Origin of the sequence: Kitasatospora saccharophila, from assembly GCF_039529925.1 — a bacterium.
Classification (GTDB): Bacteria; Actinomycetota; Actinomycetes; order Streptomycetales; family Streptomycetaceae; genus Kitasatospora; species Kitasatospora saccharophila.
Window position 1 is genome coordinate 133416 of sequence record NZ_BAAANS010000017.1, and the last position, 11826, is coordinate 145241.

An 11826-nucleotide genomic window follows, 5' to 3' on the forward strand; every position below is an offset into this window, starting at 1 on the left:
ACGTCGGAGGGCCCGTACGGGCGGGGGAGGCCGAGATCGCAAGCACACGCGAGCAGCACCCCACCCTGCCGGGGTGGGCCGTGGCCTACCTGGCCGTCGTCCTGGCGGCCGCGTGCGCGGTGCTGCTGCCGCTGGCCCTGTCCGGCCCCGCGCCGCAGTGGCCCCGGATCGGCCTGCTCGCCCTGCTGCACCTGTGCCTGGAGTCGCTGGCGCAGGGCGCCCGCACCCCGTGCGCCCGGTTCTGGCGCTGGCTGCGCGGCCGCCCCGCCGAGGAGACCCCCGCCGACCCGCGCGGCAGCGGCTTCTTCCCGGTGCTGTTCGCCGGCGTGCTGATGCTGCCGCCCGCCGCCGCCGCCCTGGTCGCCCTGCCCGGCGCGCTGCTCGGCCCCGCCGCGCCGCCGCGCGGGCCGCGCCGGGTGTGGAACGCCGCCCAACTGGCCCTGGCCGCGGCCGCCGCCGCCGAGGTGTTCCGGCTGCTCGGCGGGTCCCGGCTGCTGCTCGGCACCCGCTTCCCCGGGGCCGCGCTCGGCGCGCTGGCCGCGATCCTGACGTTCTGCCTGGTCAACGGCGCCCTGGTGGCCGGCATGGTCCGGCTGACCTGCGCCGGGGCCGGCCCGGGCGCGCTGCGCGGCCTGCGCCGGGCCGCGCCCGCCGCGCTGCTGCACGGCGCGGGCGGCCTGATGATCGCCGTGCTGTGGCAGGGCCCGTACGGGGCGTTCGCCGCCGTGCTCGGCCTGCTGCCGCTGACCATCACCGCCTGGCTGTCCGCGCAGGGCCACCGCGAGCGGGCCGCGCACCGCGCCACCGTGCAGGCGCTGGTGCAGGCCGTGGAGATCAAGGACGCCTACACCCGCGGCCACAGCGAACGGGTCGGCCGGGCCTCGGTGCTGATCGCCCGCCAGCTCGGACTGGCCGAGGACCGGGTCCGCACCCTGCACTTCGCCGGGACGCTGCACGACGTCGGCAAGCTCGCCGTGGCCACCGAACTGCTGCGCCGCAACGGGCCGCTCACCGGCGCCGAGCGGCGCGCCGTGGAGGTGCACCCGGTGTTCGGGCACGAGCTGGTCCGGCAGCTGGACTTCCTCGGCGAGGGCCGGGACGGCATCCTGCACCACCACGAGCGGATGGACGGCCGCGGCTACCCGTACGGGCTGGCGGGGGAGCGGATCCCCGAGTTCGCCCGGATCATCTCGGTCGCCGACGCCTTCGACTCGATGACCTCCACCCGCTCCTACCGGCGCGGCCGCCCCGTCCCGGAGGCGGTCGCCGAACTGGAGCGGTGCGCGGGCAGCCAGTTCGACCCGGTGATGGTCACCGCCCTGGTCGAGGCCGTCGCCGAGCACGGCTGGCAGCCCGAACCGCCGCCGCCCGGCGGCTGGGACGGCGAGGTGCCCGACATCCCGCTCGGCGTGCCCGAACCGGCCCGGCTGCCCCAGCAGTCCGGCACCGGCCTGCCGACCGGGGGAGCGGCGTGAACACCCGCCGCCGCCCGGTCCCGGCCGACCTGCTGCTCGTTGCCGCCGTCGCGCTCGGCACCGCCGCCGTCCTGCACGCGCTGACCGACGGCGTCGCCCAGGGCGGCGTGGCGCTGGCCTTCGCCGGGCTGGTCGCGCTCGGCCAGTGCGCCGGGCCCGCGCTGCCCGGCGACCGCGAACCCGCGCCCGTCGCCACCGCCGTCGCCCTCGCCTACGCGCTGCTCGGACCGCTGCACGGCCTGCCCACCACCCACGGGGTGCTGCAGGTCGCCGCCGTCACCGCGGTCGGCACGCTGGCCGGACTGGCCGTCCAGCTCGCCGGGCAGCACCTGCTGGCCGCGCTCCGGCACCGCCCGCGGACCCCGCTCTCCGGCCTCGACGCCGCCGCCCGCCGCCTGGTCACCGTCGCGTTCGCCGCCCTGCTGTTCCAGCCGCTGTACAACTCCGGCGTCACCGACCGGATGCCCGGGCCCGCGTACGGGGCGCTGCTGGCGGGCGTGGCCGCGCTGGCCGCGCTCGGCGACGCGGTGCTGGCCGCCGCCCAGCAGGGCGTCCGGACCGGGCTGCGGTACGCCGCCGCGCTGGACGACCAGCTGCACGCGCTGCTCGGCATCGGCTCCGCGCAGGTCGCCACCGGGCTGCTGCTGAGCCTGCTCGCCGGGGAGGCCGGGCTGTGGGCGCTGCCGGTGTTCTGCCTGCCGCTGCTGCTCGCCCAGGCTTCGTTCCGGCGGGCCGTCGCGGTGCGGGCCACCACCGGGCAGACCATCGAGACGCTGGCCCGGGCCACCGAGATCGCCGGGTACACCACCCCCGGGCACGCCCGCCGGGTCGCCGACACGGCGTGCGCGCTGGGGCGCGAGCTCGGGCTCGGCAGCCGCGAACTGACGCTGCTGGAGTACGCCGCGCTGATGCACGACATCGGGCAGCTGTCGCTGGTCGAACCCGTCCCGGGCGGGGCCACGGCGCTGCTGCCCGACGCCGAGCAGCAGCGGATCGCCCGGCTCGGCAGCGAGGTGATCCAGCGCACCGGGGTGCCCCGGCAGGTGTGGCAGCAGGTCGCCCGGCTGGCCGACCCGTGCCGTCTCGCCGACGGCCGGCACGACCCCACGCTGCCGCTGGCCTCCCGGATCATCCGGGTCGCCAACGCCCACGACGACCTGCGCACCGCCGCCGCCGACCGCCCCCGGGCGGGCCTGCTCGACCCGCTGGAGCACCTGCGGCTGGACGCCGGGCACGGCTACGACCCGGTGGTGCTGGACGCGCTGGCCCGGCTGGGCCGCCGCGGCCACCGCGCGGCCCGCGGTCCGGACGGGCGCTGCCGCCCGGCGGCCTGAATGGCCGCGCGGGGCGCGCGGCCGGGGGCGGGCGTGGTTGGATGCGGTCGTGGCGGGAAGACCCGGAGGCGGGGCGACCCGGTGACGACCGACGGCAAGGGACCAACGTGAGGATCTTCCACCGCGCACGGCATCGTCCGTCGGCGACCTGGCGGCAGACCACCGACCGTGCGTTCACCCTGATCGGCGACGGCCGCTACGAGGACGCCGGGGCGCTGCTGGTGATGGCCGCGGACCTGGAGCCGTGGCTGTCGGACTCCTGGTTCAACCTGGCCCTGCTGCACAAGTTCCGCCGCGACTGGGAGCAGGCCCGCTCGGCCGGCCTGCGCGCCGTCGCGCTGCTCGACCGCCAGCACGGCGCTCCGGACTGGTGGAACCTGGGCATCACCGCCACCGCCCTGCAGGACTGGCCGCTGGCCCGCCGCGCCTGGCAGGCGTACGGGCTGCGGCTGCCCGGCGGGCCCGCGCTGGACGGGCCGATCGAGCTCGACCTGGGCACCACCCCGGTGCGGCTGTCCCCGGACGGCGAGTCCGAGGTGGTGTGGGGGCGGCGGCTGGACCCGGCCCGGATCGAGGTGCTGTCCATCCCGCTGCCGTCCTCCGGCCGCCGCTGGGGCGAGGTGGTGCTGCACGACGGCGCCCCGCACGGCGAGCGGGTCGCCGACGGCGTCGCCTACCCGGTCTTCGACGAGATCGAGCTGTGGGCGCCCTCGCCCGTGCCGACCTGGGTGGTGCTGCTGCAGGCCGCCACCGCCGCCGACCGGGACGCGCTGGAGAAGACGGTGGCCGACGCCGGGTACGCGGCCGAGGACTGGACGTCCTCGGTGCGGCTGCTGTGCCGCACCTGCTCGGAGTCCCGGATGGCCATCGACGACGGCCACACCGCCCACCACGACCCGCACGACGACGGCGACCCGCTGCACCCCGGCCACCTCAGCCACCTCAGCCAGGGCTCGGCCGGCGGCCCCTGGCAGGTCGAGCGCGAGTGCGGGATCGCCGCGCCCGCCGGCCTGGTCCGGGCGCTGCTGGAGCGCTGGGTCGCCGCCTCCCCGGCCACCCGCGCCTACCGGGACCTCGAAGAGGTCTGCTGACCCGCGGCCGCCCCCGGCCGGACCGCGCCCCGTACCCTGGACCGGTACACCAGGCGGAAGCGGACGAAAGCGGAACCGAGCGATGGCCGAGCAGCACGACCACGAGCACGAGCACGGACACGACCACGCGCACGAGGACACCGAGCCCCAGCGGGTGGTCGGCGAGGAGCCGGACCTCTCCAAGGGCACCGCGCGTCCGATCACCGTGGTCGGCAACCCGGTGCTGCACCGCGAGGTGAAGACCGTCACCGCCTTCGACGGCGAGCTGTCCGCGCTGATCGACGACATGTTCCAGTCGATGTACGCGGCCGAGGGCGTCGGCCTGGCCGCCAACCAGATCGGCGTCGACCTGAAGGTCTTCGTCTACGACTGCCCCGACGACGAGGGCGTCCGGCACGTCGGCCACGTGGTCAACCCGGTGCTGGAGGAGCTGCCGGCCGGCCGCCGGGTGCTGGACGACGGCCAGGAGGGCTGCCTGTCGGTGCCCACCGCGTACCAGGAGCTGGCCCGCCCCGACTTCGCCGCCGTCACCGGCCAGGACAAGGACGGCAACCCCGTCCGGGTCGAGGGCACCGGCTTCTTCGCCCGCTGCCTCCAGCACGAGACCGACCACCTGTACGGCTACCTGTACATCGACCGGCTCTCCAAGCGCGACCGCAAGGACGCGCTGCGGCAGATGGCCGACGGCACCCCCAAGTACGCCACCGTCCCGAACGACTGACGGCGCGGCGGGCAGGCACGCGGAAGGGCCGCACCCCGGGCGGGGTGCGGCCCTCCGTGTCGCGGTGCGGCCTAGAAGTCGTCGTCGAAGGAGACCGAGCCCTCGACGGCGATCTGGTAGGCGGAGACCCGGCGCTCGAAGAAGTTCGTCAGCTCCTGGACGTTCTGCAGCTCCATGAAGCCGAACGGGTTGGTCGAGCCGTACCGGACCGGCAGGCCGAGGCGGGCCAGGCGCTGGTCGGCGACCGCCTGCAGGTACTCGCGCATCGACTCGGTGTTCATGCCGGGCAGGCCCTCGCCGCACAGGTCGCGGGCGAACTGGAGCTCGGCCTCGACGGCCTCCTCCAGCATCTCGGTGACCTGCCGGGCCATCTTGTCGTCGAAGAGGTCGGGCTCCTCCGCGCGGACGGTGTCGACCACCGAGAACGCGAAGTCCATGTGCATCGACTCGTCGCGGAACACCCAGTTGGTGCCGGTGGCCAGGCCGTGCAGCAGGCCGCGGCTGCGGAACCAGTACACGTAGGCGAAGGCGCCGTAGAAGAACAGGCCCTCGACGCAGGCCGCGAAGCAGATCAGGTTGAGCAGGAAGGCCCGGCGGTCCTCCTTGCTCTGCAGCGACTCGATGTGGTCGACCGCGTTCATGTACTTGAAGCAGAACTGGGCCTTCTGCGCGATGGAGGGGATGTTCTCCACCGCCGCGAAGGCGGCGTTGCGGTCCTCCGGGTCGGGCAGGTAGGTGTCCAGCAGCGTCAGGTAGAACTGGACGTGCACGGCCTCCTCGAACAGCTGCCGCGACAGGTAGAGGCGGGCCTCGGGGGAGTTGATGTGCTTGTAGAGGCTCAGCACCACGTTGTTGGCGACGATCGAGTCACCGGTGGCGAAGAACGCGACCAGCCGGCCGATCATGTGCCGCTCGCCCTCGGAGAGCTTGGCGAGGTCGGCGACGTCGGAGTGCAGGTCCACCTCCTCCACCGTCCAGGTGTTCTTGATCGCGTCCCGGTACCGGTCGTAGAACGACGGGTAGCGCATCGGACGGAGCGTCAGCTCGAAGCCCGGGTCGAGCAGCATCTTCTTCTGGTCTTCGGTGCTCATTACTGGCAGGCCTCGCAGGACTCGGGGTTCTCCAGCGAGCAGGCGATGGCGTCCTGCTCGGCCTGGGAGAGGGCGGGGGACTGCACCGGGACGGGGGCGGCGGTGCGGGCGGCTCCGGGCGCGGCCTGGGCGATCCGGGTCGCCGGGCGGGAGCGCAGGTAGTAGGTGGTCTTCAGACCGACCTTCCAGGCGTAGGAGTACATCGAGGAGAGCTTGCCGATGGTCGGCGCCGCCATGAACAGGTTCAGCGACTGGCTCTGGTCGATGTACGGCTGCCGGGCGGCGGCCAGGTCGATCAGCGCGCGCTGCGGCAGCTCCCACGCCGTGCGGTACAGCGAACGGACCTCCTGCGGCAGCCAGTTGAACTCCTGGATGGAGCCGTTGGCGTCGCGCAGCGCGTCCCGGGTCTGCTGGTCCCAGACGCCGAGCTCCTTGAGCTCCCGCACCAGGTACGGGTTGACCTGGAGGAACTCGCCGGAGAGGGTCTCGCGCTTGAACAGGTTGGAGACCTGCGGCTCGATGCACTCGTAGACGCCGGCGATGGACGCGATGGTCGCGGTCGGGGCGATCGCGAGCAGCAGCGAGTTGCGCAGGCCGACCTCGGCGATCCGGGCCCGCAGCGCCTCCCAGCGCGCGGCCCAGTGCGGGTTCGCGGACTCGAAGTGGTCCACGTGCAGCTGGCCGCGGGCCGCCCGGGTCTCGCCGTACGCCTCGTGCCGGCCGAACTGCTCGGCCAGGTCGGCGGAGCGCTCGTACGCGGTGAGCATGATGCGCTCGGCGATCAGGGTGGAGAGGGCGACCGCCTCGGCGGAGTCGAAGTCGATCCGCAGCTGGAAGAAGACGTCCTGCAGGCCCATCACGCCCAGGCCGACCGGGCGCCAGCGGGAGTTGGACGTCCCGGCCTCGGTGGTCGGGTAGAAGTTGATGTCGATCACGCGGTCGAGGAAGGTCACCGCGGTGCGGACGGTGGCGTCCAGGCGGTCCCAGTCCATCGCGCTCGTGAGGTCGGCGGCGGTGGCGCCGGGGGCGACGTGCGCGCCCAGGTTGACCGAGCCGAGGTTGCAGACCGCGGTCTCCGAGTCGTCGGTGACCTCCAGGATCTCGGTGCACAGGTTCGAGGAGTGCACCGTGCGGCCCGGCAGCGCGGTCTGGTTGGCGGCCCGGTTGGAGGCGTCCTTGAAGGTCATCCAGCCGTTGCCGGTCTGCGCCAGGGTGCGCATCATCCGGGCGTACAGGGTCTGCGCGGGGATGGTGCGCACGGCCTTGCCCGCCAGCTCGGCCTTGACGTACGCCTCGTCGAACTCGGCGCCCCACAGGTCGACCAGCTCCGGCACGTCCGCCGGGGAGAACAGCGACCAGTCGGCGTTGGCGTTGACCCGGCGCATGAACTCGTCCGGGATCCAGTGCGCCAGGTTCAGGTTGTGGGTGCGCCGGGCCTCCTCGCCGGTGTTGTCGCGGAGCTCCAGGAACTCCTCGATGTCGGCGTGCCAGGTCTCCAGGTACACGCAGGCCGCGCCCTTGCGCCGGCCGCCCTGGTTGACCGCCGCCACGGAGGAGTCCAGGGTGCGCAGGAACGGCACGATGCCGTTCGACTTGCCGTTGGTGCCGCGGATCAGCGAGCCGCGCGAGCGGATCCGCGAGTAGGACAGGCCGATGCCGCCGGCGTGCTTGGACAGCCGGGCGATCTGGGCGTACCGGTTGTAGATCGAGTCCAGGTTGTCCAGCGGCGAGTCCAGCAGGTAGCAGGAGGACATCTGCGGGTGCCGGGTGCCGGAGTTGAACAGCGTCGGCGAGCTGGTCAGGTACTCCAGCCGGCTCATCAGGGTGTACAGCTCGGCGACCTCGCGCACCGACTCCTCGGTCGTGCCGACCGCCAGGCCCGCCGCCACGCGGAGCAGGAAGTGCTGCGGGGTCTCGACCACCTTGCGGGTGATCGGGTGGCGCAGCAGGTAGCGGGACTGCACGGTGCGCAGGCCGAAGTACTCGAAGCGGTCGTCGCCCGACTCGTCGATCAGCGAGTCGAACAGGTCGGCGTGCTCGGCCACGAACGCGGCCGTGGCGTCGCCGATCAGGCCCTCGGCGTGGCCCACGGCCACCGAGGAGGAGAACGAGGTGACGTGCTGGGTGGCGGCCTCGTCGCGGATCTCCAGCGCCAGCAGGCGGGCGGCCAGCTTCGAGTACTGCGGGTCCTCGGCGATCATCGACGCGGCGGCCTCCACGGCCAGCCCGCGGAGCTCGGCGAAGTCCGAACCGGCGTGGCGGCCGCGCAGCGCGGCGGCGGCGACGTGGCCGGGGTCCACCTGGGGGAGGTCGGTGCTGCGGTCGGTGAGCAGCCGGAGCAACGCCGCACCGGGGTCGGTGAAGGCGTCGGCGGATCCCTGGGACGGCAGGGTGACTGAGGCGGCGACGGTCAAGGCGCACTCTCTCCTGTGGCGGCGGCGGACGTGCTCTCGGGTGTCCGGCACCGCACGCGGCCAGGGGAGGGCAGCACGAAGGAACGCGAACGCGTTCCGGCGCGCCGAAGACCACCCCCGGTCCGCCCGCGAGACCGGACGGCAAAGCTGTGCTGCATGGCGTCTGCGGGGATGCCGTGTCGCACGCCGTCGGCAGGTCCTCGGACTGCGCGGGCGTCGCTGCAGCCCGCTCACCGTTGCGGGGCAGTCCCGGACTTCCACCGGATTCCCCTGCGTCGACAGCGAGAGTGAGCATACATGTAGTGGCGACTGGAGCTGGAAGCACCAGATGTAGTAGCGCGTGTCGCGTCGGCGGCGCCGCGCGTAGACAACGAAAACGGGGCGGACGGCTCCTGAGGGACCGTCGGCCCCGCGCCCGGTGCCGGCTGCGGCGGCCCGGCCGAAGCGGACGGCCGAGGGGGAGAACGGGGAACGGGGCGCGGATGTTTCCGATCGGCCGGAGAAAAACCGGGAAGCCCGGCGCGTCGCCCGCGGGCGTCCGCCGGGCCGCCGGCCCCGGGCCTCAGAACCGCATCGTGTAGACCATCAGGTCCGTGCCGGGGGCGGCCGACCAGTCCCGCTCGGGGGCGCGGACGAAGCCCAGCGCCTCGTAGATCCGGTGCGCGGCGGTCATCGTCGGACGGGTGGAGAACGCCATCCCGGCCAGTCCCAGTTCCCGGCTGCGGTCCATCGCCGCCACCACCAGCGCCCGGCCGACGCCCCGGCCGCGGGCCGCCGCGCCGACCGCGAGCATCCGGATCTCGCCCTCGCCCGGCCCGGCGACGTCCGCCCACGGGGTGCCGCCGGGCGCGAAGGTCACGCAGCCGAGGACCGCCCCGGCGCCGTCGACGGCGACCAGCAGCTCGGCCTCCCGGTTGCGGCGGGCGGTGTCGCGCAGGAGGTCGACGTACGGAGAGTCCGGACGGGTGTGGCCGTCCCCGACGAAGGCTTCGACGCTGACCTCTCCGGCTCCGGCGAGGTCGGGGAGGAGGGCACGGCGGACGGTCGGGGAGCGCATCCGGCCAGTGTGCCGGACGGCCGGCGGCGCGGGTCGGCCAGGTCCGGGTCGAACGGGTAGCCGGTCGGGCGGTGCGCGTTGTCGCGGCCGTGGCGGCCGTGCCGGTCCAGGTCGCGGCCGACCAGGACGCCGAGGAGTCCGAAAGTGCCGATGAGGCCCAGCAGGGCGAGCGCGGTGGTCATGCCTCCACTGTCCGCGCACCGGCCGCCGCCCACGAGTGGCAGGAACGCACCATTGCCACGAAATCCTGCCACTGCCATCCTGGCGGGATGCGAAAGCTGGAGAACGTCGCCGTGGTGGTGCTGGAAGAGGTCCACCCCTTCGAACTGGGCGTGGCCTGCGAGGTGTTCGGCCTGGACCGGGCCGAATCCGGCCTGCCGGTCTACGACTTCGCGCTGGTCGGCGACCGCCCCGGGCCGATGCGCACCCACGCCGGGTTCACCATCGACGTCCCGCACGGCCCCGAACGGATCGCCGCGGCCGACCTGGTCATCACCACCGCCACCGGCATCCGCGAGCAGTACCCCGCGGAGGTCGTCGAGGCGCTGCGGGCCGCCCACGACCGCGGCGCCCACCTGCTGTCGATCTGCTCCGGCAGCTTCCTGCTCGGCGCGGCCGGCCTGCTCGACGGCCGCCGCTGCACCACCCACTGGCGGTACGCCGACCTGATGGCCGAGCGCTTCCCGCTGACCACCGTCGAACCCGACGTGCTGTACGTCGACGACCACCCCGTGATCACCTCGGCCGGCACCGCCGCGGGCATCGACGCCTGCCTGCACCTGGTCCGCAAGGTGCAGGGCGCCGAGGTGGCCCGGGCGATCGCCCGCCGGATGGTGGTCGCCCCGCACCGCGACGGCGGCCAGGCCCAGTTCATCAGCCGCCCGCTGCCCGAGGCCGACGGCGAGTCGCTGGCCCCGGTGCTGGAGTGGATGCGCCGCCACCTCGACCGGGACACCGGCGTCGACCGGCTCGCCCGGCTCGCCCACATGTCGCCGCGCACCTTCGCCCGCCGCTTCCGGCAGGAGACCGGCACCACCCCGCACCGCTGGCTGACCGGCCAGCGGGTGCTGCTCGCCCAGCGCCTGCTGGAGTCCACCGGCGAGAGCGTGGACGCGGTCGCCGCCCGCTGCGGCTTCGGCAACGCCGCCGCGCTGCGGCACCACTTCGGCCTCCGGCTCGGCACCACCCCGCAGGCGTACCGGCGGGCCTTCGGCGGCCCGCGACGGCCCGCCGGGCCCGAGACCGGGGACCGCGAGCCGGACGGCCGCGAGCGGGAGGGCAGCGAGCCGGAACGCCGGGCGGCGGGTGCGGTGGGGGCGGGGGCGGCGGGACGCTGAGCGGCGGGGGCGGGGCGGGTCAGGCCGACAGGTGGCCGGTCTGGTTCCAGCCGGCCGGCCGCAGCCGTCCCTCGCGGGCCCGCCAGACGCTGGCCGAGCAGTTCGCCACCGGGTCCAGCGCCAGCAACTCCTCCTCGGGGAGCCGGTCCAGCACGTGCCGCAGCATCAGCACCGTGCAGTCGTGCGCCACCACCAGCACCGGTCGGCCCGCCTCCTCCTCGCACAGGTCGCGCAGCAGGTCGCGCACCCGCAGCGCCACGTCCAGCCAGGACTCGCCGCCGGGCGGCCGGTAGTACAGCTCGCCCATCCGCCGCCGCCGCTCGGCCTCCGCCGGGTGGTCGCGCTCGATGGCCGCCTTGGTGAGCATCTCCAGCACGCCCAGCTCCCGGTCGCGCAGCCGCTCGTCGTAGCGCACCGCCAGCCCCACCGGGACGGCGCCCAGCCCGGACGCCTGGGCCAGCGCGATCCGGGCGGTCTCCGCGGTGCGCACGTACGGGGAGCACCACACCGAGCGGGGCCGGTCGGCGGGCGGCCGCTCGGCCCACCAGCGGCCCAGGTCGCGGGCCTGGTCCTGGCCGTGCAGGGAGAGCGGGATGTCGGCGTCCCGGCAGGTGATCGGGACGGCGAGCGCCCCGCTGGCGTCCGCGTGCCGGAACTCCACGTTGGCGGTCGACTCGCCGTGCCGGGTGGCGACCAGCACCGAGGGCAGCCGCCGCGTCCGGTCCGGCTGGTCGGCCTCGGGGCGGTGTCCGTTGCGTACCGTGCTGAGGTCGGTCATGGCGGTGGCTCCCCGTGTCGGTGGCGCTTGCGGTGTGCCGTCGCTCCCGGTCCTCCGGCGCGGGGCCGGCGGTGACGGACGGTCGCGCCGTCACCCCAGTGTCGATCGGGGGGACGGCGCGACCACAGGGCGCACGACGAGGAAGTGCGCGCCCCTGGTGCGTCAGTGCGCCGCCGCGGGCTGCGGGGCGCGCTCCACGGCCTCGTCGCCGGCCTCCGCGCGGTAGTCGGCCGGGGCGGTCTCGTCGGCCCCCTCGGGGGCCCTCACGGCCCGCAGGACCAGCGTCAGGACCACCGCCACCGCCAGGTTCAGCACGAACGCGGTCAGCCCGATGTAGCCGGTCTCGCCGAGGCCGGGCACCTCCGCGCTGTTCCCGCCGAAGTGCCCGGTCGCCGGGGAGGCGATCCCCCAGGCCGTCCACGTCCCGTAGCCCATGCCGGCCGCCCAGCCGGCCAGCAGCGCCCAGCGGTGGAACCAGCGGGTGAACAGGCCGGCCACCAGCGCCACCGCGGTCTGCAGGATCCACAG

General features: G+C 74.7%; 9 protein-coding genes, 1 pseudogene and 1 riboswitch. Of the genes and pseudogenes, 5 read left to right on the forward strand and 5 right to left on the reverse strand.

Annotated elements, in window-relative coordinates:
• Positions 1–80: 80 nt before the first annotated feature.
• From ABD345_RS15050 to def, 4 genes are all read left to right on the forward strand, one after another.
• Complete coding sequence (locus tag ABD345_RS15050) at positions 81–1475, forward strand: HD-GYP domain-containing protein (RefSeq protein WP_344552569.1); 1395 nt, start codon at positions 81–83, stop codon at positions 1473–1475.
• Complete coding sequence (locus ABD345_RS15055; RefSeq protein ID WP_344552570.1) at positions 1472–2809, forward strand: HD-GYP domain-containing protein; 1338 nt, start codon at positions 1472–1474, stop codon at positions 2807–2809. The genes ABD345_RS15050 and ABD345_RS15055 overlap by 4 nt, the downstream gene beginning before the upstream one ends.
• 107 nt (positions 2810–2916) lie before the next feature.
• Positions 2917–3900, forward strand: coding sequence for a tetratricopeptide repeat protein (locus ABD345_RS15060; protein ID WP_344552571.1), 984 nt, complete (start codon positions 2917–2919; stop codon positions 3898–3900).
• An 82-nt stretch (positions 3901–3982) separates the two neighbouring features.
• Positions 3983–4621 carry a peptide deformylase gene (gene def / locus ABD345_RS15065; protein WP_344552572.1) on the forward strand — a complete coding sequence of 213 codons (639 nt, stop codon included), beginning with the start codon at positions 3983–3985 and terminating at the stop codon, positions 4619–4621.
• A gap of 71 nt (positions 4622–4692) precedes the next feature.
• Here def and ABD345_RS15070 read toward each other — a convergent pair whose 3' ends face one another.
• From ABD345_RS15070 to ABD345_RS15080, 3 genes are all read right to left on the reverse strand, one after another.
• Positions 4693–5712, reverse strand: a complete 1020-nt coding sequence (locus ABD345_RS15070) for a ribonucleotide-diphosphate reductase subunit beta (RefSeq protein ID WP_344552573.1) — start codon at positions 5710–5712, stop codon at positions 4693–4695.
• Positions 5712–8126 (reverse strand): ribonucleoside-diphosphate reductase subunit alpha, encoded by a 2415-nt coding sequence (locus ABD345_RS15075; protein ID WP_344552574.1) that lies wholly within the window; start codon positions 8124–8126, stop codon positions 5712–5714. The genes ABD345_RS15070 and ABD345_RS15075 overlap by 1 nt, the downstream gene beginning before the upstream one ends.
• Before the next feature lie 174 nt (positions 8127–8300).
• Positions 8301–8427: riboswitch (cobalamin riboswitch) on the reverse strand.
• A 261-nt stretch (positions 8428–8688) separates the two neighbouring features.
• Positions 8689–9183, reverse strand: coding sequence for a GNAT family N-acetyltransferase (locus ABD345_RS15080; RefSeq protein WP_344552575.1), 495 nt, complete (start codon positions 9181–9183; stop codon positions 8689–8691).
• A 269-nt stretch (positions 9184–9452) separates the two neighbouring features.
• On the opposite strand from ABD345_RS15080, the gene ABD345_RS15085 reads away from it, so the two are divergent.
• On the forward strand, positions 9453–10520 hold the full coding sequence (locus tag ABD345_RS15085; RefSeq protein ID WP_344552576.1) for a GlxA family transcriptional regulator: 1068 nt from the start codon (positions 9453–9455) through the stop codon (positions 10518–10520).
• A 19-nt stretch (positions 10521–10539) separates the two neighbouring features.
• Here the strand turns inward: ABD345_RS15085 and ABD345_RS15090 are convergent, their stop codons facing one another.
• Both ABD345_RS15090 and ABD345_RS15095 read right to left on the reverse strand, forming a co-directional pair.
• Complete coding sequence (locus ABD345_RS15090) at positions 10540–11298, reverse strand: histidine phosphatase family protein (protein WP_344552577.1); 759 nt, start codon at positions 11296–11298, stop codon at positions 10540–10542.
• Between the two features lie 162 nt (positions 11299–11460).
• Positions 11461–11826: pseudogene (locus ABD345_RS15095) on the reverse strand (sodium:solute symporter); the annotation flags it as partial.